Below are 19,288 nucleotides of genomic sequence, written 5' to 3' on the forward strand. Positions count from 1 at the left end.
ACTGATGTAACACCAGCGATGCTAGGAACGCGTCCCACTCAGCACAAGAGCAAGCGCTTAGCCATTTGCCTCGATCCGGGCGTCCAGTTCCTTGACGTGCCGCTTGAGGGCCACCGTGCGGTAGCTCTCCTCCACCCACTCGCACAGCACCTGCGCGGAGGGCGCACCCTTCTCCCCCAGCGGGACGGAGACCCAGCCGGAGCGGCCCAGGCCGTAACCCGTCGGCTCCGCGCCGGGCGCGGCCATCGCGTGCCCGTGCAGCGCCTCGTCCTTGAGCTTGACGGACAGCCCCGGTGCCTGCGGCCCGTCGGCGTTCCCGAGGAACACGAAGATCTTCTTGTTGACCTTCACCACGCAGTCCTCGGGACCCCAGGGGTACTCCTCGACCGCCTCCGGGAGCCCACGGGCGAACTCCCGCACCGCCTCCCACTTGCGCACCGCTGCCTTCATCGACGCCTCCTGCCTGCCCGGATCCTCACGCTAGCCCGAATCCGCCGATCAAACTCCTCGCGGCACGGCGGACGGCTATGTACTCTGAGCGGGCTTCAAACCTGAGCAAGTTCAAAAAAACGAAAAATGGGGGGGCCGGTGCGCAATCGCCGACTCATGCTTTCCGCTGCCGCAATCGTCGCGGCAGGCGTCGGTATCGTCCCGGGTGTCGCCAACGCGGCGGGCCAGGACGGTGCCAAGGGAACGGCCGGTCCGGGGGCGTCCGTTCCCGACCTCGACCTGACCAAGGCCAAGAACGAGGCGTACGGGTCCGCGACCTTCTCCAGCCCCGCGTCCAAGACGGTGCACCCGGCCGCCAAGGGCAGCAAGCAGGCCGCGCCGCAGACCGAGGGCGCGGCCGCCGCCGAGCCCACGGTCGGCCTCGAGGCCCAGGCCACCAGCGCCCACGCCGTGGCGCTGCAGATGGCCGTCACCAGCGACCCGGGGACCGCGCTCGGCGTGCTCGTCGAGTGGGGCGACGGCAGCTCGGTCCAGGTGGGCGCCAACGGCCCCACCAACCTGACCGAGAACCACAGCTACGCGCATGCCGGTACCTACACGATCAAGGTCACCCTGATCGACGGCAGCGGCGGAGGCGTCCGCGGCACGAACCAGACGGTCTTCCGGACCCCGGGCAACGACTTCACCCCGCACGCCCCGACCCGTCTGCTCGACACCCGCGAGGGCATCGGCGCGGCCAAGACCAAGGTCCCCGCCTTCGGCATCGTCCGCCTGAAGGTCGGCGGCGCCGCCAAGATCCCGGCCGACGCGACCGCCGTGGCCCTCAACGTCACCGTCACCAACCCGGCCAAGGCCGGTCACGTCCGCGTGTACGCCGAGGGCGACGACCAGCCGACGACCTCGAACGTCAACTACGCCCCGGGGCAGACCGTCCCGAACATGGTGATCACGTCGGTCGGCGACGGCGGCTATGTGGACATCTACAACCACGGCGACGGGGCGATCGACCTCATCGCCGACGTCACGGGCTACTTCACCAAGAGCCCGTCCAACGGCTACACCTCGGTCAACCCGAGCCGCGTCGTCGACACCCGCGAGGGCCTCGGCACGGGCAAGGGCTCGGTCCCGGGCTTCGGCAGCTTCAGCACGCAGATCGCGGGTCGCGCGGGCGTCCCGTCGACCGCGAAGGCCGTCGCGCTCAACGTGACGGTCACCGAGCCGCAGGCGGCCGGCCACCTGACGGTCTACCCCTCCGGCGGCTCGGCCCCGACCGCGTCGAACCTGAACTTCACCGCGGGCCAGACCGTCGCCAACTCCGTCATCGTCCCGATCGGCCCGGACGGCAGGATCAGCGTCCGCAACGGCGGCGGTGCCGGGGTGCACGTGGTCGTCGACGTCGTCGGCTACTACAGCCCGGAGAGCGCGAGCGCGCTCATCCGCACGACCCCCGACCGCTGGTTCGACACCCGCGAGTGGGACGGCCCGCTCGACGGCCGCAACTACATCTACGGCCGCGTCGGCGGCGGCGACCCGCACGTCACCGCCCTCGTCCTCAACGCCACCGTCACCAACACGGCCGGCACCGGCTTCCTCACCGTCTCCCCGGACCCGAACTCCTGGGACGCCTACCAGAACAAGTGGGCCACCACGCCGACCCCGCCGAACTCCTCCAACCTCAACTGGACCCCGGGCAAGACCGTCCCGAACCTGGTCCAGGCGAGCTCCGGCAGCAACAACATCATCGACTTCTGGAACATGAGCTACCAGAACACCGACCTGGTCGTCGACACCTTCGGCTTCTACGCCGACAACTGATCCACCGGCAGGACCCGTACGAACGGCGCCCCGGGAACGGACCACAGCGGTCCGGCTCCCGGGGCGCCGCCCGTTTCCCGCCGTCCGGGGCACCTGGGTGCGCGGCCCGGCCGCACCCGCGCTAGCCTCGGCCCCCGACACCAGCTGGGAGGAGCGGTCATGGAACAGGATCGGGACCGGGAACGCGCAGGCGAACGGGCCTACGACATCGTGCTGTTCGGAGCGACCGGGTTCGTGGGGGCGCTGACCGCCGAGTACCTCGCCGCGCACGCGCCCGCAGGCTGCCGGTGGGCGCTGGCGGGCCGGGACACCGCGAAGCTGGAGCGGCTGCGCGAGCGGCTGGCCGTACTCGATCCGTCCTGCGCGTCCCTGCCGCTGCTGCGGGCGGACGCCTCCGACCCGGCGGCGGTGCGCGAACTGGCCGCCTCCACGCGGGTCCTGGCCACGACCGTGGGGCCGTACGTCTGGTACGGCGCGGAGCTGGTCGCCGCCTGTGCGGAGGCGGGCACGGACTACGTGGACCTGACGGGGGAGCCCGAGTTCGTGGACCGCATGTACGTCGAGCACGACGCGCGGGCCCGGGAGACCGGGGCGCGGCTCGTGCACGCCTGCGGCTTCGACTCGATCCCGGCCGACCTGGGCGCGTACTTCACCGTGGAGCAGCTGCCGGAGGGCGTTCCGCTGCGGGTCGACGGGTTCCTGCGGTCCAACGCGCTCTTCTCCGGCGGCACGCTGGCCTCCGCGCTCACCGCCGTGGGCCGCGGCCCGCAGACCCTGGCGGCCGCGCGCGCCCGCCGGCTGCACGAGCCCCGGCTGCTGGGGCGACGGACGCGCACGCCGGTGGGCGCGCCGCGGTTCAGCCGGGAGACCGGCACGTGGGCGCTGCCGCTGCCCACACTGGACCCGGCGGTCGTGGCCCGGTCGGCCGCCGCCCTGGAGCGGTACGGCCCCGACTTCCGCTACCGGCACTACGCCTCGGTCAGGCACCTGCCCTTCGCCGTGGGCGGTACGGCGGCGGTCGGCGCGGCCGTGGTCCTGGCCCAGATCCCGCCGGCCCGGCGGTGGCTGATGAACCGCTGGGAGCCGGGGCAGGGACCGGACGCGGAGCGGCGGGCCCGCAGCTGGTTCACGGCGCGGTTCGTCGGCGAGGGCGGCGGCCGCCGCGTGTTCACGGAGGTGTCGGGCGGCGACCCGGGGTACGGGGAGACCGCGAAGATGCTGGCGGAGTCCGCGCTCTGCCTGGCTTACGACGCCCTGCCGCAGACCGCCGGGCAGCTGACGACGGCCGTGGCGATGGGAGACGCGCTGATCGACCGGCTGCGCAAGGCGGGGATCACCTTCCGCGTGGTGGACGCGAGGGAGCTGCGCTGAATCACCCGGCGGCTTCGCGCAGGGCGCGGCGGCACAGGGAGTCCGCGTGCCGGGTGGTCTCGGGGATGCGGAACCGGGGGCTGAGGGCGAGAGTGTGGGCGCAGGCGTTGTCGAGCGAGACGCGGCTTCCCACGGAGACGTAGACCGGCTTGACGCGGTCCTGGGTCCGCAGCGCCCGGCCCACCTCGGTGCCGTCGGCCGCGAGCAGCGGGGACGCGTCGCCGCGCCGGGCGCCCGGTTCCTCGTACGTGAAGGTGAAGGGGTTCTTCGCGACCCCGATGGCCGGGATGCCGGTGACCACGCCGAGGTGGCTGGCGAGACCGAAGCCGCGGGGGTGGGCCAGGCCGTAGCCGTCGCAGACGACGAGGCCGGGCGTGGCGGTGAGGGAGTCGAGGGCGGCCAGTACGGTCGGCAGTTCGCGGAAGGCGAGCAGCCCGGGCACGTACGGGAAGCTGACGCGGCCGACGGCGGTGGCCTGTTCGACGACCTCCAGGGTGGCGGCGTCGAGCACCACCGCCGCGGCGGCGACCAGGTCGCGGGCGTCGTCGTAGGCCACGTCGACGCCGGCGACCAGTCCGCGGCCGGGGGGCGGGCCGGGCTCGGTGAGCACGAGCCGGTGGCGTAGTTCGTCCTGTATCGCCCGGGCCTCGGCCTCGTCGGCGGGGGTGTTCTCACTCGTCATGATGGTGCGAGAGTAGCCTGGCGATCATGTTCGTCATGGAGCTCACCTACATCGCGCCCATCGAAGCCGTCGAAGAGGAGATGGACGCCCACATCGCATGGCTGGACGGTTACTACGCCGCCGGCGTGTTCCTCGCGTCGGGGCGCAAGGTCCCGCGTGACGGCGGCGTCATCCTCGCCGGCGGGGTCTCCCGCGCGGAGATCGAGAAGATCGCCGCCGAGGACCCCTTCACGGTGGCGGGCGTCTGCGCCTACCGCATCACCGAGTTCATGGCCACGAGGACCTCGGCGGACCTGTCGACGGTCCGCGAGAACCCCGCGGTCTAGGGGCTGTCCGGCGGTCAGGGCCGGACCCCGGGGGCGCCTGGCACCGCGGGCTGCCCGACCCTGATCCACTCCGGACGCCGCTGGTCGCCGGCCAGTTACTCGACCGGTTCCGTCAGGGGGTTGGGGGCTCACGCCGGCGTCCCCGCCGCCCGTTCCCCGTTCCGGTCATGAGCCGGGTGAAGCCCTGATCGTCCCGGGCCCGCCCGGGTCAGCGGCGTTCCAGCCGGGCCACCCGGCCCTTCTCCCCCGCCGCCCAACAGCCCGCGTCCGGTGCGCAGTCGACGGTGTCGAACGAGCCCGCCTCCAGGCTCCGCCAGGTGTGGCCCCCGTCCAGCGTCACGTCCGTGCCCGTCGGACCGACCGCGAGGGCCGTGCCGCCGCCGTACGGGTACCAGGCCGCCCCGGACCGGTAGGCCGGCGGCGGGGTGGCCGCCCGGCTCCACGTGCGGCCGCCGTCGGAGGACACGGCCGCGGCCTGCGGGGAGGCCTGCCCGGTGCGGTAGTCGCCGCCGACCGCGAGTCCCCTCGTACGGTCGCGGAAGGCGAGGGCGAAGACCCCGCGGGCCGGGTCCCCGGCCGGGAGGGTGGATTCGGCGGCCCGCCAGGTCAGTCCGCGGTCGGCGGAGTGCAGCACGCGCGCGGTGGCCCCGCCGCCCGTGGCCAGCCAGACGTCGCGCGGGCCCGCCGCCACCAGGCACTGGCCGCTCGCCGCGAAGCCCGCTTCGCCGGGCAGCGCGGCCGGCATGCCCTCGGCCGGCAGGACCCGCCAGCTGCGCCCGCCGTCGTCCGTCGACAGGATGCGGAACTTCCCGTCCACGGGGTCGCTCATCGCCAGTCCGTGCCGGGAGTCGAAGAAGGTGAGGCAGTCGTAGAAGGCGCGCGGGTCGGGGTTGCGGAAGGTCTCGGTCCAGGTGGCGCCGCCGTCCTCGGTGCGCAGCACCCTGGAAGCCTCCCCCTCCCCGATCGACAGGGCCACGGCGCGCCGCGCGTCGAAGGCCTCGACATCGCGCAGTTCCAGTCCCTCGGCGACCGCACCCGGCGGCGAGACGTCCTGCCAGCTGCGCCCGCCGTCCACCGTGCGCAGTACCGTCCCCTTGGAGCCGGCCACCCAGGCGGTGCTCCGGCTGACCGCGGCCAGGCCGCGGAACCGCGCGTCCTTGCCGGTGTCCTTCAGCGCCCAGCCCGCGCCGGGCCGGCCCGGCGTCACGGCGGCGGCTCCGCCCGGCAGGGCCGGTAAGGCCCCGTCGGCCCGGGCGGGTGCGGCCGCGAGCCCCACCACCAGCGCCGCCGCGCACAGGCCCGCTCCCACTCCCGCTCTCGCTTCCACTCCCAGAAGTCTCATGGCGCCGGAAGCTAACGCACCCCCGAAGTCCCGTCCAGGGTGCCTCCCCGGAGGCCGCGTTGGTCCTGTGGAGTGATCGCTAACCGGCCCTTTTGCCTCTCTCCGGAACGGGTGGAACCGACCGGCCCGCCGCCCGCCGCCTCTCCCCCGTGGTCACTCTGTGCGATCACACGGGTTGATTCCGGCCAACCCGTGACACAGCTCACGTCACCGGGCCTGCACGGATTTGCCGATTCCGGCGTCTATCGGGTTGCCGGGTTCCACCCCTCAACCCGGCAGCAGATCCGCCGCAAGGGAGTGAGCCTTGATCACTGTCATCGAGCAGGCCGTACAGGCCCGTCTGGTCGCCACCGCGCCGAAGGTCGAGACCGTTCCCGTCACCCTCTGCTACGACCGCGCGGATCCGTACGCCGTGCGCATGGCGTTCCCCGCCCCGGCCACCCTCGAGGGCGTCGAGATCTCCTGGACCTTCGCGCGCGAGCTGCTGGAGTCCGGGCTGGAGCGGCCGTCGGGCTGGGGCGACGTGCGCGTGCGCCCGTACGACGCCGACCGGACCACGATCGAGTTCCACGCGCCGGAGGGCGTCGCGGTCGTGCTCATGGTGACGGCGGAGCTGCGCCGGTTCCTGGAGCGGGCCTCCACCGTGGTCCCGCCCGGCCTGGAGCACCTCTACCTCGACATGGACCACAGCCTGGCCGAGTTGATGCGCGACACCTGCTGAGCCGCGGCCGCCCGCCGGTCCGTAATTCGTTTGCGGGCGGCTCCGGCCGCCCGTAGCTTCGTAGGCGCCCCATCGCCGTCGAACGGAGCAGGACGTTGCTCTTCTGAGGTCCGAGACACCGACCCCCGGCCATTGACCTTTGTCCATTGATCGACCGTCGGCTGTCTCCCCGCGTTGCACGCACCACTCACGCAACCTGGAGGCCTCCATGAGTCATCCCCCTGTTTACGTCACCTGCTCCGCACTGTCCTTCGACTGGCCCGACGGCACTCCCGTCTTCGACGGGCTCCACCTCGCCGTCGGCCCCGGCCGCACCGGGCTGATCGGACGGAACGGCTGCGGGAAATCCACCCTGCTGAAGCTGATCGCCGGCCAACTCACCCCGTCTGACGGGCAGTTGTCCATGGCCGGCACCGTCGGCCACTTGCCGCAGAACATCACCCTCGACACCGCGCTGCGCGTGGACGAGGCGCTCGGCATCCACACGACCCGCGCCGCCCTGCACGCCATCGAGGCGGGCGAGGCCACCGAGGCGAACTTCGCCGCCGTCGGCGACGACTGGGACGTGGAGGAGCGGGCCCTGGCCACGCTCGACCAGCTCGGGCTCGCCCGGATCGGGCTGGACCGTACCGTCGGAGAGGTCTCGGGCGGTGAGGGCGTCCTGCTGCGGCTCGCCGCCCTGCTGCTCGCGCGCCCCGACGTCCTGCTCCTGGACGAACCCACCAACAACCTTGATCTGCGGGCCCGGGGCCGCCTGTACGCGGCGGTCGAATCCTGGACCGGCGTGATGGTCGTGGTCAGCCACGACCGGGAGCTGCTGGAGCGGGTCGACCAGATCGCCGATCTGCGCGACGGCGAAGTCCGCTGGTACGGCGGCAACTTCACGGACTACGAGCAGATGCTCGCCGCCGAGCAGGAGGCGGCCGAGCGGATGGTCCGGGTCGCGGAGGCCGACGTACAGCGCCAGAAGCGCGAACTGGCCGACGCCCAGGTCAAATTGGCCCGGCGCAAGCGGTACGGGCAGAAGATGTACGAGAACAAGCGCGAGCCGAAGATCGTGATGGGCGCCCGCAAGCGCGCCGCCCAGGAATCGGCCGGCAAGCACCGCACCATGCACGCCGAGAAGCTGGCGCAGGCGAAGGAGCGGCTGGACCAGGCGGTGGAGGCGGTGCGCGACGACGACACCATCCGGATCGAACTGCCCGCCACCCGGGTGCCACCGGGGCGGCGCGTCCTGACCCTGAGCGATCTCCGCCTGGTCCACGGGGCCGGCGTACGGGGCGAGTGGGAGCTGCGCGGCCCGGAGCGGATCGCACTGGTGGGCCGCAACGGCTCGGGCAAGACCACGCTGCTCCGCACCATCGCGGGGCTCGTCGCGCCGGAGTCCGGAGCGGCGGTGACCCACGTCGCCGCGCGGTACCTGCCCCAGCGGCTGGACGTGCTCGACGACAGCCGTTCGGTCGTGGAGAACGTGGCCCGGTTCGCCCCGCAGGCCACGAACAACGTGATCCGGGCGCGGCTCGCGCACTTCCTCTTCCGGGGCGCCCGCGCGGACCGCCCGGCCGGCACCCTGTCGGGCGGCGAGCGCTTCAGGGCGGCGCTGGCGGCGCTGCTGGCGGAGCCCGCTCCGCAGCTGCTGATGCTGGACGAGCCGACGAACAACCTGGACCTGGCCAGTGTGGGTCAGCTGACGGACGCGCTGGACGCCTACGAGGGCGCGCTGGTGGTGGCGAGCCACGACATGCCGTTCCTCGAGTCCATCGGCGTCACCCGATGGCTGCTCCTGGACGGCGAACTGCGGGCGACGACGGCCGAGGAGGTCCGCGAGGTGCTGTGGCACGGGTGACGGGGCCGTAGGTCGGGGGCGACGGGGGCCGGGGTGGGCCGGGGCCGGGGGCGCGTCGCGGGGGTGCCGGAGCGGCTGCGCCCGCCGGGGCCGCCGACCGCTATGACCGATATCCCCCGGGGCGGGGCTTTCCGTAACCCGGGGGCCAACCGCTTCCGCTTCGGCCGCGCCGCCGAGGACGGGGCCCACACCGGAACGACCGAGTCCGCCGCCCGCGCCACCGGCTCCGTCGACGCCCCACGGCGCTGATCTCCTCCGTCAAGGCGGGGGCGGCCGACCACCCCTCGGCGTGACGGCGGTTCCGGCGGGCCCGGCACGCTGCGGTTTCCGCGCGACTTTTCCCTTCCGCTTCCGCTTCATGCCCCCCGCAAACTGCATAGATAACTGGATGTAACCAGACATAGGGACGGCTGGGGCTTGGCTCGTCTTGATGTCGCGCTTAACCTACGACTCCGTAGGCTACGGAACCGTAGGTAATTCGCTTTGCACCCAGGAGTACCCGTGACGATCACCTCTCCCCACCTCGGCAGCTCGGAGGCGTGGACCGACGCCAAGCTGCTGTACGCGCTGGAAGAGGTGGTGGAGAAGGAGCTCAACCGCCACCTGCAGGTCACCAAGGACTGGATGCCCCACGAGTACGTCCCGTGGAGCGATGGCCGGAACTTCCCCGGCTTCTTCGAGGACGGCGAGGCCTGGGACCCGGAGCAGTCCAAGGTCACCGAGATCGGCAAGATCGCGCTGGTCGTGAACCTGCTGACCGAGGACAACCTCCCCAGCTACCACCACGAGATCGCGACCCTCTTCGGCCGTAACGGCGCCTGGGGCACCTGGGTGCACCGCTGGACCGCCGAGGAGGGGCGCCACGGCATCGTGATGCGCGACTACCTGCTGGCCTCGCGCGCCGTGGACCCGGACAAGCTGGAAGCGTTCCGCATGCAGCACATGTCGGAGGGTTTTGAGTCCGACAACCGCCACTCGATGCTGCACTCGGTGGCGTACGTGGCCTTCCAGGAGCTCGCGACCCGCATCTCGCACCGCAACACCGGCCACCAGTCGGGCGACCCGGTCTGCGACCGGATGCTGGCGCGCATCGCGCAGGACGAGAACCTGCACATGATCTTCTACCGCAACCTGCTGGGAGCGGCCTTCGAGATCGCCCCGGACCTGACGATGCAGGCCGTGCGGGACGTCGTGGTCAACTTCCGGATGCCCGGACACGGCATGCCGGGCTTCGAGCGGATGGCCGCGCAGATGGCGATCGGCGGGGTCTACAACCTGCGGATCCACCACGACGACGTGCTGAGCCCCGTGATCCGCTTCCTGAAGATCATGGACATCGACGGTCTGGGCCCGGAGGGCCAGAAGGCCCAGGAGGAGCTCGGCCTCTTCATGAACGGCCTGGACTCCGAGGCCCGCAAGTTCGACGAGCGCCTGGCCGCCCGCGCGGCGCGCATCGCGGCCCGCAAGGGCTGACGCCGGGACCCCAGGACCCCCGACCCCCGGGAGCGGCCGGCTCCTGGACCCCTGGGGCTCGGTCCTGACCGGTTCCCGCTCGCTCGCCCGAGCGACGCCCCTTGCCCTGGCAGAGCCGTGCTCTGCCAGGGTTACGCGTGGGCGGCGGGTTCGAGAGGTGCCCTGCAGGCAGGGCCGGCACGGCGGTGCGGTGCGGGAAGGCGACCCGGACCTGATCAAGGGCGCTGGGGCCGCAAGGCGTGGCGTTCGGATTCCGAGAGGCCGCCCCAGACGCCGAAGCGCTCGTCATGGGCCAGGGCGTACTCCAGGCACGCCGCCCTCCCCTCGCACGCCCCGCACAACCGCTTCGCCTCCCGCAGGGACGAGCCCGGCTCCGGGAAGAAGAAGCCCGGGCCCGTCTGGGCGCACAGGGCGAGGTCGTACCAGGCGGTGGCGGTGGCTGCGGCAGTGGTGTTCATCGACATGCCGGAGATACTGACCGCCGCCGATGGACGTCCGATCAACGCCCGATCAATACCCAGTCACACCCCTGCCGGCGGGACCGGCGGGGCGCTGGCTATGACCGCGAACCGTGCCCCGTAGGGATCCGCCAGCTTCGCGAAGCGGCCGACGCCCTCCATGAAAACCGGCGTCAGGCGCACCTTGCCGCCCGACTCCTCCGCCTTCGCCGCCGTCACGTCGCAGTCGCCCACCTCGAAGTACGGGGTCCAGTAGGGACGCTCGGTGTCCTCCACCGGGTCCGCCGACATCGGGACCAGGCCGCCGAAGGCCGCCTCGTCCGTGGTACCGGCAGGTCTGACCATCGTGTAGGTGCCGCCCTCGAACGGCATCTCGCCGAGCTCCCAGCCGAAGACCTCCCCGTAGAAGGAGGCCGCCGCGGCCACGTCTCCCGTGTACAACTCCGTCCAGCACATCGTGCCCACCTCGGTCACCGCGTCCAGGCCGCGGTTCTTCCGGGGCTGCCAGACTCCGAAGCCCACTCCCGCCGGGTCGGCGAACACCGCCATCCGCCCCAGGTCCATGACGTCCATCGGCTCGAACGTCACGGTGCCGCCCGCCTTGGTCACGGCCGCCGCCGTCGCGTCCGCGTCCGAGGTCTGGAAGTACACCTGCCAGGCGGACGGGCCCTGGTCCGCCGGAGCGGCCATGCCGCCCGCGACCGTCCTGTCGCCGAGGCGGAACGTCCCGTACCCGCCTGCTTCCTCGCCGCCCGCGAGGAAGTCCCAGCCGAACAGTCCCCGGTAGAACCCGGCGGCGCCGTCGATGTCCGGCGTGCCGAGGTCCACCCAGTTCGGGGAACCGTCCCTGTAGTCCGTGGTGAGCATGGCCCGTACTCCTTCCCGCCTCTGCAGTCCTCCGCTGCCGTGCTGCCGTCCCTGCCCTCTCCTCTCCGAGCATCGCACCCCCCACTGACAGCGGCCCGGCTGCCTCGGCACAGAGTGCACGACCGTGCGTTCGGTAAGATGGCGGAATGGCAGACGGACGCGTGGAGCGCGGGAACCAGACGCGAAGGACCGTTCTCGACCGGACCATGAGCATCGCCTCCGTGGACGGTCTCGAAGGCCTGTCCCTGGGGAAGATCGCCGCGGATCTCGGTCTGAGCAAGAGCGGTGTCTTCGCGCTCTTCGGCTCCAAGGAGGACCTTCAGCTCGCCACCGTCCGCGCCGCCGTGGACGTGTTCGTCGAGCAGGTGGTCCGGCCCGTACGCCAGGACCCCGCCGGCCTCACCAAGGTGTGGACGGTGTGCGAGCGCTGGCTCGACTACTCCGGGCGGCGCATCTTCCCGGGCGGCTGCTTCTTCTACTCCGTCTCCGCGGAGTTCGACGCGCGCCCCGGGCCCGTACGCGACGAGATCGCCAAGGTGCGCGCCGACTGGACGCGTTACATCGAGCGGATCCTGGACGAGGCACGGCTCGTGGGCGCGTTCCGGGACGGAGTCGGCGCGGCGGACGTGCCGCAGCTCGCCTTCGAGGTGATCGCCCTGATGGAACTGGCCAACGCACACTCCGTCCTGCACGACGACCCGGTGGCATACGAAAGGGCCGGCCGAGGCATCCTCGACCGGCTGCGCGCGGTGGCGGCCGCCCCGGGGGAACTCCCGGACCGGCCGTCGGCGGTCAGCTCCCCTTCCTGACCCCGCCCGCCGCTCCCCGCACCCGCATCGACCAGCCCGCGGCCGTCGCGGCCAGAGCGGCGACCGCGACCAGCAGGAAGACCGCGCGCCAGTGGTCACCGGCCCCGGTCAGCAGGGCCGCGGTGGCCGCGACGCCGAGCGCGCCCCCGAGTTGACGGGCCGTCATCAACAGTCCCGTGCCCGCGGCGAACCGCTGCGGCGGGAGGGCGGCCGAGGCGGCCGTGGAGAGGGCGGTCAGGACCATTCCGATGCCGAGGCCGCCCAGCAGGCCCGCCGGCAGGAAGATCTGTGCGTACGAGGTCGAGGCGTCGGCCCACCCCCACAGCAGCAGGGCATTGGCGGCGAACAGCAGGGAGCCGAGGGTGACCGCCGCCCACTGCAGGCGGACCGGGACGCGGCGGCCGACGAACCAGGCGCCGACGGTGGCCAGTACGGCTCCCGGCGTGACGCCGAAACCGGCTTCGAGGACCGAGTAGTCCCACCGCGCGATGAGGTAGGAGGGTCCGGTCAGCAGCCACGCGTACATCCCGGCGCCGAAGAGCAGTGCCCCGATGGTGGCGCGCGCGAAGACCGGGTCGCGCCACAGGTCGAGGTCGACGGCCGGGGCCGGGTGCCGCCGCGAGCGGTGGAGCGCGGTGGCGGCCGACAAGGCTCCGCCGCCCAGCAGCCCGAGCACCGCAGGGTCGGTCCAGCCCCACTCCTCGCCCTGGGAGAGGCCGGTCACCACGCCCGCGATGCCGAGCGCGAGAGCGAACGTACCGAGAGGATCGGGCAGTCGGCGCGCCGAACGGGCGTCGCGGGGCACGGCGCGGGCGGCGGCCCAGCAGACCGCCAGGCCCAGCGGCACGTTGACGAGGAAGATCGCGCGCCAGTCCCACACCTCGACGAGCAGTCCCCCGAGGCTGGGGCCGATGGCCGCGGCGAGCCCGCCCGCGGCACCCCAGGCACCGAGGGCCGCGGCTCGCCGCGCGGGCGGTGTGTGGGCGAGTACGAGTCCCAGCGCGGCCGGGATCATCCCGGCGGCCGCCGCCCCCTGAAGGGCGCGCGCGAGGATCAGCAGCTCCGCGGAGGGGGCCACGGACGCGGCGAGCGAGGTGAGGGTGAAGGCGAGGGCCGACCCCAGGAACAGGACGCGCCGGCCGAGGGTGTCGGCGAGCCGTCCGGCGGCGGCCAGCAGGGCGGCGAACAGGACGGCGTAGGCACTGACCACCCAGGTGAGCCGGGCCAGGGACACGGCGGGGAAGGCGCGCCGCAGGTCGGGGAAGGCGACGTTGACGACGGTGGCGTCGAGGAAGGCGAGGAAGGTGACGGCACAGGCGAGGAGAAGAATCCGCCGGGCGTCCGGGCCGGCGCCGGCGCCGGGGCCGGGGCCGGGGCCGGAGGGGGCGCGGGTGGCGTCGGTGATCTGCGGACCGGGGTGCGTCATCGGGCCACCGCCGAAGCACGGGCGTCCGACGGCCGGGACGAGGGGGACGTCGCGGACGATTCGGATGACTCGGATGACTCGGGCGACGGGGGCGGCGGGGGCGATACGGCGAACTCGACCGCTTCCGCGATGACTCGCCGGTCCGCCAGGATGCGGCGGTGCCCCAGCCCGCTGGTCTCGATCAAGCGGGCCCGGGAACCGTGGGCCGCGGCGATCGCGCGGGACTGGGCGGGGTCCGCGACGTCATCGTCCACGTCGTGGATGAGGAGGATCGGCATCTGCCGGTCGGCGGGTCCGCGGGTGGCGTCGAGGCGCTGCCAGATGTCGGCCTCGCCGGGGAACACGCGCCGTTCGATGTGGCTGCGCAGCACGCGCTCGACCGCCTCGCCCACCCCCAGCCGGGCGCGGAACTGATCCAGGAGATAACCGAATTCGGCGATGCCCCCGATGCCGATCACCCGGTCCGCACGGACCCCGTCCCGCAGGCTGAAGAGGCCGGCGAGGACGCCGACGGAGTGGGCGAGGACGGTCGAGAAGTCCCCGTACTCGGCGTGCAGCCGACTGATGATCTCGCGGTAGTCGCGGACCGTGGAGGCCCGGCCGCCGGACTCGCCGTGGCCGGGGGCGTCGAAGGCGACCACCGTGCGCCCCTCGGCCCGCAGGGCCTCGACGAAGCCCGCGAACCGCGAGGCGCGCGAGGACCAGCCGTGCACCAGCAGGACGGGCCGTTCTCCGTCGCCCCACCGGTACGTGGTGACGGGTATCCCCCGCACGAGCATCCGGCCGGTCCGGGCCTGCGCCATGACCTCCGCCTCCTCGGGGCGGAGCCGCGGCCGGCCGAGCGGCCGGACGAACAGCGCGAAGGCGGGCGCTCCGGCCAGGCCCGGGGCGAGCCGGGCGCTGACGTCGAGGGTGGTGCGCAGGAGTGAAGCCATGGGGTGCATGCCCGGTTCTCCGGATCTCCTCAGATGGCCACTGACCAGGCGGCCAGGTGGCACCAACCGGCAGGGTGGTGAGAAGATATTAGCACGATCGTTCGTGTTGTTTTCGAGGCGTAGACAGCCCATGCGGGAGCCGAGCGGCTCGAAGACTTCGGAGTACGGATCAGACCGGCCGGACCCGGCTGCGCAGGAGGCAGAACTCGTTGCCTTCGGGGTCGGCCAGGACGTGCCAGCTCTCGCTGCCGGTCTGGCCGACGTCGACCGGCCTGGCGCCGAGGGCGAGCAGCCGCTCCAGCTCGGCGTCCTGGTCGCGGTCGGTCGGGTTCACGTCGATGTGAAGGCGGAGCTTCCCGGTCCGCGGGTCATCGCTGGGGCTGAGGAGGAGAGTGGGCTGCGGGCCGCCGGAGCCGGCGCCGGGCGGGCCGATCTCGATGCTTCCGTCGTCGTCCCGGCCCAGTTCGGCATAGCCCAGGACCCCGCTCCAGAATGCGGCGAGCCGCTCGGGGTCGGCACAGTCGAGGACCAGCTCGGTGATACGGCATGCCATGCCCGTCAGTGTACGGACATGACGCGTGAGTTGGGCGGTCACCGGGGCTGAACCGCCTGTCGAGTACGGGACTTCCCCGGCGACGCCGTTCAGAGCAGACTCAGAACGTCCACCGGGTGTGCGTGTAGACCCCGTCGTCCCGGCCGAAGCCGTACGCCGTGGCCGGGGCCACCGCGAACACCACCGCGTCCCCCCTCCGGAACGCGTCCCCGATGCCGTGGAACGTCCCCTCGGGGGAGGTGATGTGCGAGCCGTACTTCGCCTCGTACGCCGCGATCACCTCCTCCAGCAGCGCCGCATCGGCAACCCGCTCCGCCGTGCCTTCGACCACCAGGTCGAGCCCCTCGGTGAGCGAGTTGCCGCCGGTGGTCAGCGCACAGTGCCCGTCATGGGCGAGGTTCTTCGCCTTCTGCTCGCCCGGGCCCGTGGAGAAGTACAGCGCCCCTTCGTGCCAGGCGGCGATCACGGGAGTGACGTGCAGCCGGCCGTCGGGCCGCACGGTGGACGCCCAGAAGATCTCGGCGGCCTCCAGCCGCCGCCGGGCCTCGGCCCAGTCGGTGGCGGTGACGTCCGCGGCACCCGGGCGGGGCTGCAGAGCCGAGCTGTAGCGGGCGTCGAGTTCGGTGGTGGGTTGCTTCGCGGATCCTCGTCCTGGCATGGCGTCACTCCCTTGCGCCCCGCCGCGGCTCCGGGGCTCAGTCGTGCTTCGGCGGAGACGGCTTGTGCCCCGGGTAGACGTGACCCGGGGTCACGATGCGGGTGACGGCCTCGCCGAAGAGGGTGCTGGGTTCCTGGCCGTCGTGCAGGACGTCGGTGTTGAGGAGGAGGACCATGGTCGCCTGCGCCTGCGGCAGGTAGACGGCCAGGACCTCGTAGCCGGGCAGTGAGCCGTTGTGGCCCAGCCAGCCCTGGATGTCGAAGATGCCCAGGCCGTACCCGGCGCCGGGGATGCCGATCGTGACGGTCTTCAGGCGCTCGGCCTGGGTCTTGGGCGTCAGCAGCGTGCCGGTGGCAAGGGTGCGTGCCCAGCTGCGCAGGTCCTGGAGGTCCGAGATCATCGCTCCCGCGGCCCACGCCCAGGAGGGGTTCCAGTCGGTCGCGTTCACGATCTCGCCCGACACCGACTCGTCGGTGTAGCCCTGCGCGTGCGGCTCGGGGAAGGCGGCGTCCGTGGGGAAGACCGTGTGGCGCAGCCCGGCCGGTTCCAGCACGTCCTGCCGGATGACGTCATGGAGCGGGCGGCCGGTGACCTTCTCGATCACCAGGCCGAGCAGGATCAGGTTGGTGTTGCTGTACTCGAACTTCTCACCGGGCGCGAACTGCACCGGGTGCTTGAACGAGTAGTCGAGCAGCTGCTGGGGGGTGAAGACGCGGTTGGGCCCGGATTCCAGTGCCTTGTCGAAGTCGTCGTCCTCGCTGTAGTTGAAGAGCCCGCTGCGCATTCCGGCGAGTTCGCGCAGGGTGATGCGGTCGCCGTTCGGAACACCGTTGATGTACTTGCCTATCGGGTCGTCCAGCCCCAGCTTGCCCTGGTCGACGAGCCGGAGGAGGGCGGTGACGGTGAAGGTCTTGGTCTCGCTGCCGATGCGCTGGTGGACGTCGGTCTTCATGGGCGCGCCGGTCTCCTTGTCCGCGACCCCGAAGGCCTTCACGTAACTGCCCTTGCCCGGGGCCCAGAGGCCCGCGACCACGCCCGGCACCTTCGTCTCGCGCATGACCTCGCGGATCGCGGCGTCGAGTTGCGCCGCGACGGCCGGAGTGAGCTGCCGGAATTCCGCGGAACCGTCCGGGGAGGGCGGCGGGACGGGGGCGGCGAAGACGTTCTGCCCCTGGGCACTCGGCGCCGCATACGCGGATCCCGCGAGGGCCGGCGCGAGGAGCAGGCTCGCGGCGGCGACTGCCGCGCAGCCCCTGCGCATCCGACGGGGCGTGGAATGCATGGAACTCACGGTGCGCCTCCTGCCGTACCGGGACAAAGACGGCAGAACCAGACTAGGCCCGCACCACCACCCCCGCGAGACGGAGCCAGGAGGGTCAGTCTTCGCGCTTCGCCCGGCTCGGCTGGACGCGCTTCGGCTCGCCCGGCATCTTCGGGTAGTCCGGGGGGTAGGGCATGTCGCCCAGCCCGTGATCGTGCTCGTCGCGGTCGGCGATTTCCAGTACGGGTTCCAGGCTGAAGGCGTGCTCGTCCATGTCAGCGTGCAGGTCGCCCAGTTCGGCGAACCGGGCCGGCATCGTCACGATGTCGAAGTCGCGCGGCTCGGCGTCGTCCACCTCGTCCCAGCGCAGCGGCGCCGACACCGGGGCGTGCGGGCGCGGGCGGACGGAGTACGCGGAGGCGATCGTGCGGTCGCGCGCCGTCTGGTTGTAGTCGACGAAGATCCGCTCGCCCCGCTCCTCCTTCCACCAGGCCGTGGTGACCTTGCCCGGCATCCGGCGTTCCAGCTCGCGGCCGATGGTGATGGCGCACCGCCGGACCTCGGTGAACGTCCAGCGCGGCTCGATCGGCACGAAGACGTGCAACCCGCGCCCGCCCGAGGTCTTGGGCCAGCCGCGCAGGCCCAGTTCGTCCAGCAGGGTGCGCAGTTCGTGGGCGGCGGCCACCGCGTGGTGGTAGTCGGTGCCCGGCTGCGGGTCCAGGTCGATGCGCAGTTCGTCGGGCCGGTCGGTGTCCTCGCGCCGCACGGGCCAGGGGTGGAAGGTGAGGCAGCCCAGGTTGGCGGCCCACAGGACGGCGGCCGGCTCGGTCGGGCAGATCTCGTCGGCGCTGCGTCCGCTGGGAAAGGCGATGTGGGCGGTCGGGATCCAGCCGGGGAGGTTCTTGGGGGCCCGCTTCTGGAAGAAGGACTCGCCCTCCACCCCGTCCGGATAGCGTTCGAGGGTCGTCGGCCGGTTGCGCAGGGCGCGCGTGATGCCGTCCGCGACGGCCAGGTAGTACTCGGCCACGTCCCGCTTGGTGAGGCCGCGCTCGGGGAAGTACACCTTGTCCGGGCTGGACAGCCGTACCGTGCGCCCGCCCGCCTCAAGCTCGATGGCATTGCCCGCAGCACCCATGTGCGCCACGGTAGGCGGGCCCGGCCGGGCGCGCACACCGGGCGGGGCCGGACGTACCACCGCAGAATCGGAGACATGGATCTGCCAGTGATGCCGCCCGTGAAGCCGATGCTCGCGAAGTCCGTGGCGAAGATCCCGGCGGGCATGCAGTACGAGGCCAAGTGGGACGGCTTCCGTGCCATCGTGCACCGCGACGGCGACGAGGTCGAGATCGGCAGCCGGACGGGAAAGAGCCTGACCAGGTACTTTCCCGAGCTGGTGACGGCACTGAAGGAGAACCTGCCGGCCCGCTGCGTGGTGGACGGCGAGATCGTGATCGTCATGGGCGGGCGCCTCGACTTCGACCGGCTGACCGAGCGGATCCATCCCGCCGCGTCCCGGGTCAAGCTGCTCGCCGAGACGACCCCTGCCAGCTTCGTCGCCTTCGATCTGCTCGCGCTCGGTGACGAGGCACTCCTCGACACTCCGCTGGCCGACCGCCGCAACGCCCTCGTCCAGTCCCTCTCCACCGCTCGGCCCCCCGTCCACCTCGCGCCCGCGACCACCGATCCCGCGCTCGCGCAGGAGTGGTTCGAGCGGTTCGAGGGCGCCGGGCTGGACGGGGTGATCGCCAAACCCCTGCATCTCCCCTACCGGCCCGATGCCCGCCTCATGTTCAAGATCAAGCACGAGCGTACGGCCGATGTCGTCGTCGCGGGTTTCCGTTTCCACAAGAGCGGTCCGATTGTCGGATCGCTGCTGCTCGGCCTGTACGACGACCGCGGCTCCCTCCAGCACGTCGGCGTCTGCGCCGCCTTCCCCATGAAGCGCCGCGCCGAGCTGGTCGAGGAGCTCCAGCCCCTGCGCATGCCGGAGCCCGCGGGCCATCCGTGGGCCGCCTGGGCCGAGGAGTCCGCCCACGAGGACGCCCGGCTGCCGGGCGCGCAGAGCCGCTGGACCGGCAAGAAGGACCTGTCGTGGGTGGCGCTGCGCCCCGAGCGGGTCGTCGAGGTGGCCTACGACCACATGGAGGGCGACCGCTTCCGGCACACCGCCCAGTTCCGCCGCTGGCGGCCCGACCGGGCGCCGGAGAGCTGCACCTACGCCCAGCTGGAGGAGGCCGTCGGATACGACCTCGCCGAGGTCTTCGGCCCGCCCCCCGGCCCCGGCGCCCGCTGAGG

The 19,288-nt window shown here is 72.3% G+C and carries 20 protein-coding genes; 9 read left to right on the forward strand and 11 right to left on the reverse strand.

Annotation, left to right across the window (positions count from 1 at the left end):
* Positions 1 to 57: 57 nt before the first annotated feature.
* Entirely contained in the window at positions 58 to 450 is a 393-nt protein-coding gene (locus tag ACIP5M_RS11905) for an MmcQ/YjbR family DNA-binding protein (RefSeq protein ID WP_401195273.1), read from the reverse strand.
* A 156-nt stretch (positions 451 to 606) separates the two neighbouring features.
* Here ACIP5M_RS11905 and ACIP5M_RS11910 point away from each other — a divergent pair, with 156 nt between their 5' ends.
* Together ACIP5M_RS11910 and ACIP5M_RS11915 are read left to right on the forward strand one after the other, a co-directional pair.
* Positions 607 to 2,265 carry a hypothetical protein gene (locus tag ACIP5M_RS11910; RefSeq protein WP_401195276.1) on the forward strand — a complete coding sequence of 553 codons (1,659 nt, stop codon included), beginning with the start codon at positions 607 to 609 and terminating at the stop codon, positions 2,263 to 2,265.
* 159 nt (positions 2,266 to 2,424) lie between these two features.
* Positions 2,425 to 3,636: a saccharopine dehydrogenase family protein gene (locus tag ACIP5M_RS11915; RefSeq protein ID WP_401195278.1), complete on the forward strand. Its 1,212-nt coding sequence runs from the start codon at positions 2,425 to 2,427 to the stop codon at positions 3,634 to 3,636.
* Between the two features lies 1 nt (position 3,637).
* On the opposite strand, the gene ACIP5M_RS11920 is transcribed toward ACIP5M_RS11915, so the two are convergent.
* The gene (locus ACIP5M_RS11920) at positions 3,638 to 4,318 is read right to left on the reverse strand and encodes an endonuclease V (protein WP_401195281.1); all 681 of its coding nucleotides are present in this window, start codon (positions 4,316 to 4,318) and stop codon (positions 3,638 to 3,640) included.
* Between the two features lie 26 nt (positions 4,319 to 4,344).
* Between ACIP5M_RS11920 and ACIP5M_RS11925 the strand changes: the two genes are divergently transcribed.
* The gene (locus tag ACIP5M_RS11925; protein ID WP_401195283.1) at positions 4,345 to 4,644 is read left to right on the forward strand and encodes a YciI family protein; all 300 of its coding nucleotides are present in this window, start codon (positions 4,345 to 4,347) and stop codon (positions 4,642 to 4,644) included.
* 208 nt (positions 4,645 to 4,852) lie between these two features.
* On the opposite strand, the gene ACIP5M_RS11930 is transcribed toward ACIP5M_RS11925, so the two are convergent.
* Positions 4,853 to 5,986: a WD40/YVTN/BNR-like repeat-containing protein gene (locus ACIP5M_RS11930; protein ID WP_401195286.1), complete on the reverse strand. Its 1,134-nt coding sequence runs from the start codon at positions 5,984 to 5,986 to the stop codon at positions 4,853 to 4,855.
* A gap of 304 nt (positions 5,987 to 6,290) precedes the next feature.
* Here ACIP5M_RS11930 and ACIP5M_RS11935 point away from each other — a divergent pair, with 304 nt between their 5' ends.
* The 4 genes from ACIP5M_RS11935 (at position 6,291) to ACIP5M_RS11950 (ending at position 10,026) form a co-directional block, all read left to right on the forward strand.
* Positions 6,291 to 6,707 carry an SsgA family sporulation/cell division regulator gene (locus tag ACIP5M_RS11935; RefSeq protein ID WP_401195288.1) on the forward strand — a complete coding sequence of 139 codons (417 nt, stop codon included), beginning with the start codon at positions 6,291 to 6,293 and terminating at the stop codon, positions 6,705 to 6,707.
* A 208-nt stretch (positions 6,708 to 6,915) separates the two neighbouring features.
* A complete protein-coding gene (locus ACIP5M_RS11940) occupies positions 6,916 to 8,553 on the forward strand; it encodes an ABC-F family ATP-binding cassette domain-containing protein (RefSeq protein WP_401195290.1) in 1,638 nt (545 codons plus the stop codon).
* 102 nt (positions 8,554 to 8,655) lie between these two features.
* Positions 8,656 to 8,802: a hypothetical protein gene (locus ACIP5M_RS11945; RefSeq protein WP_401195292.1), complete on the forward strand. Its 147-nt coding sequence runs from the start codon at positions 8,656 to 8,658 to the stop codon at positions 8,800 to 8,802.
* A gap of 252 nt (positions 8,803 to 9,054) precedes the next feature.
* A complete protein-coding gene (locus ACIP5M_RS11950; protein WP_401195294.1) occupies positions 9,055 to 10,026 on the forward strand; it encodes an acyl-ACP desaturase in 972 nt (323 codons plus the stop codon).
* A 215-nt stretch (positions 10,027 to 10,241) separates the two neighbouring features.
* On the opposite strand, the gene ACIP5M_RS11955 is transcribed toward ACIP5M_RS11950, so the two are convergent.
* Both ACIP5M_RS11955 and ACIP5M_RS11960 read right to left on the reverse strand, forming a co-directional pair.
* Positions 10,242 to 10,490, reverse strand: a complete 249-nt coding sequence (locus ACIP5M_RS11955) for a WhiB family transcriptional regulator (protein ID WP_401195296.1) — start codon at positions 10,488 to 10,490, stop codon at positions 10,242 to 10,244.
* A 57-nt stretch (positions 10,491 to 10,547) separates the two neighbouring features.
* The gene (locus ACIP5M_RS11960) at positions 10,548 to 11,351 is read right to left on the reverse strand and encodes a VOC family protein (protein ID WP_401195298.1); all 804 of its coding nucleotides are present in this window, start codon (positions 11,349 to 11,351) and stop codon (positions 10,548 to 10,550) included.
* Positions 11,352 to 11,497: 146 nt separating this feature from the next.
* Between ACIP5M_RS11960 and ACIP5M_RS11965 the strand changes: the two genes are divergently transcribed.
* Positions 11,498 to 12,160, forward strand: coding sequence for a TetR/AcrR family transcriptional regulator (locus ACIP5M_RS11965; protein WP_401195301.1), 663 nt, complete (start codon positions 11,498 to 11,500; stop codon positions 12,158 to 12,160).
* Here ACIP5M_RS11965 and ACIP5M_RS11970 read toward each other — a convergent pair.
* The 6 genes from ACIP5M_RS11970 to ligD all read right to left on the reverse strand — a co-directional run bounded on the left by ACIP5M_RS11970 (position 12,144) and on the right by ligD (position 18,128).
* Complete coding sequence (locus tag ACIP5M_RS11970) at positions 12,144 to 13,586, reverse strand: DHA2 family efflux MFS transporter permease subunit (protein ID WP_401195304.1); 1,443 nt, start codon at positions 13,584 to 13,586, stop codon at positions 12,144 to 12,146. The two genes, ACIP5M_RS11965 and ACIP5M_RS11970, sit on opposite strands and share 17 nt — an antisense overlap.
* Positions 13,583 to 14,521 carry an alpha/beta fold hydrolase gene (locus tag ACIP5M_RS11975; protein WP_401195306.1) on the reverse strand — a complete coding sequence of 313 codons (939 nt, stop codon included), beginning with the start codon at positions 14,519 to 14,521 and terminating at the stop codon, positions 13,583 to 13,585. Before ACIP5M_RS11975 ends, ACIP5M_RS11970 begins: the two co-directional genes overlap by 4 nt.
* 169 nt (positions 14,522 to 14,690) lie before the next feature.
* Positions 14,691 to 15,074 carry a VOC family protein gene (locus tag ACIP5M_RS11980; RefSeq protein ID WP_401195309.1) on the reverse strand — a complete coding sequence of 128 codons (384 nt, stop codon included), beginning with the start codon at positions 15,072 to 15,074 and terminating at the stop codon, positions 14,691 to 14,693.
* A gap of 100 nt (positions 15,075 to 15,174) precedes the next feature.
* Positions 15,175 to 15,732 carry a pyridoxamine 5'-phosphate oxidase family protein gene (locus ACIP5M_RS11985; RefSeq protein WP_401195312.1) on the reverse strand — a complete coding sequence of 186 codons (558 nt, stop codon included), beginning with the start codon at positions 15,730 to 15,732 and terminating at the stop codon, positions 15,175 to 15,177.
* A 37-nt stretch (positions 15,733 to 15,769) separates the two neighbouring features.
* Complete coding sequence (locus ACIP5M_RS11990) at positions 15,770 to 17,014, reverse strand: serine hydrolase domain-containing protein (protein WP_401196285.1); 1,245 nt, start codon at positions 17,012 to 17,014, stop codon at positions 15,770 to 15,772.
* Between the two features lie 94 nt (positions 17,015 to 17,108).
* The gene (gene ligD, locus ACIP5M_RS11995; protein ID WP_401195315.1) at positions 17,109 to 18,128 is read right to left on the reverse strand and encodes a non-homologous end-joining DNA ligase; all 1,020 of its coding nucleotides are present in this window, start codon (positions 18,126 to 18,128) and stop codon (positions 17,109 to 17,111) included.
* A 75-nt stretch (positions 18,129 to 18,203) separates the two neighbouring features.
* On the opposite strand from ligD, the gene ACIP5M_RS12000 reads away from it, so the two are divergent.
* Positions 18,204 to 19,286 (forward strand): ATP-dependent DNA ligase, encoded by a 1,083-nt coding sequence (locus ACIP5M_RS12000; RefSeq protein WP_401195318.1) that lies wholly within the window; start codon positions 18,204 to 18,206, stop codon positions 19,284 to 19,286.
* The last annotated feature ends 2 nt before the right edge of the window (positions 19,287 to 19,288 follow it).

The sequence above is a fragment of the Streptomyces sp. NPDC088762 genome (genome assembly GCF_044750905.1).
Classification (GTDB): Bacteria; Actinomycetota; Actinomycetes; order Streptomycetales; family Streptomycetaceae; genus Streptomyces.

What these genes read in the sequence shown, in the direction of transcription:
- ACIP5M_RS11925 (WP_401195283.1), top strand. Translation starts at nt 4,345, where the DNA reads ATGTTCGTCATGGAGCTCACCTACATCGCGCCCATCGAAGCCGTCGAA.
- ACIP5M_RS11910 (WP_401195276.1), top strand. Translation starts at nt 607, where the DNA reads ATGCTTTCCGCTGCCGCAATCGTCGCGGCAGGCGTCGGTATCGTCCCG.
- ACIP5M_RS11980 (WP_401195309.1), bottom strand. Translation starts at nt 15,074, where the DNA reads ATGGCATGCCGTATCACCGAGCTGGTCCTCGACTGTGCCGACCCCGAG.
- ACIP5M_RS11965 (WP_401195301.1), top strand. Translation starts at nt 11,498, where the DNA reads ATGGCAGACGGACGCGTGGAGCGCGGGAACCAGACGCGAAGGACCGTT.
- ACIP5M_RS11960 (WP_401195298.1), bottom strand. Translation starts at nt 11,351, where the DNA reads ATGCTCACCACGGACTACAGGGACGGTTCCCCGAACTGGGTGGACCTC.
- ACIP5M_RS11940 (WP_401195290.1), top strand. Translation starts at nt 6,916, where the DNA reads ATGAGTCATCCCCCTGTTTACGTCACCTGCTCCGCACTGTCCTTCGAC.
- ACIP5M_RS11905 (WP_401195273.1), bottom strand. Translation starts at nt 450, where the DNA reads ATGAAGGCAGCGGTGCGCAAGTGGGAGGCGGTGCGGGAGTTCGCCCGT.
- ACIP5M_RS11915 (WP_401195278.1), top strand. Translation starts at nt 2,425, where the DNA reads ATGGAACAGGATCGGGACCGGGAACGCGCAGGCGAACGGGCCTACGAC.
- ACIP5M_RS11990 (WP_401196285.1), bottom strand. Translation starts at nt 17,014, where the DNA reads ATGCATTCCACGCCCCGTCGGATGCGCAGGGGCTGCGCGGCAGTCGCC.
- ACIP5M_RS11930 (WP_401195286.1), bottom strand. Translation starts at nt 5,986, where the DNA reads ATGAGACTTCTGGGAGTGGAAGCGAGAGCGGGAGTGGGAGCGGGCCTG.
- ACIP5M_RS11920 (WP_401195281.1), bottom strand. Translation starts at nt 4,318, where the DNA reads ATGACGAGTGAGAACACCCCCGCCGACGAGGCCGAGGCCCGGGCGATA.
- ACIP5M_RS12000 (WP_401195318.1), top strand. Translation starts at nt 18,204, where the DNA reads ATGGATCTGCCAGTGATGCCGCCCGTGAAGCCGATGCTCGCGAAGTCC.
- ACIP5M_RS11985 (WP_401195312.1), bottom strand. Translation starts at nt 15,732, where the DNA reads ATGCCAGGACGAGGATCCGCGAAGCAACCCACCACCGAACTCGACGCC.
- ligD (WP_401195315.1), bottom strand. Translation starts at nt 18,128, where the DNA reads ATGGGTGCTGCGGGCAATGCCATCGAGCTTGAGGCGGGCGGGCGCACG.
- ACIP5M_RS11975 (WP_401195306.1), bottom strand. Translation starts at nt 14,521, where the DNA reads ATGGCTTCACTCCTGCGCACCACCCTCGACGTCAGCGCCCGGCTCGCC.
- ACIP5M_RS11970 (WP_401195304.1), bottom strand. Translation starts at nt 13,586, where the DNA reads ATGACGCACCCCGGTCCGCAGATCACCGACGCCACCCGCGCCCCCTCC.
- ACIP5M_RS11955 (WP_401195296.1), bottom strand. Translation starts at nt 10,490, where the DNA reads ATGTCGATGAACACCACTGCCGCAGCCACCGCCACCGCCTGGTACGAC.
- ACIP5M_RS11945 (WP_401195292.1), top strand. Translation starts at nt 8,656, where the DNA reads ATGACCGATATCCCCCGGGGCGGGGCTTTCCGTAACCCGGGGGCCAAC.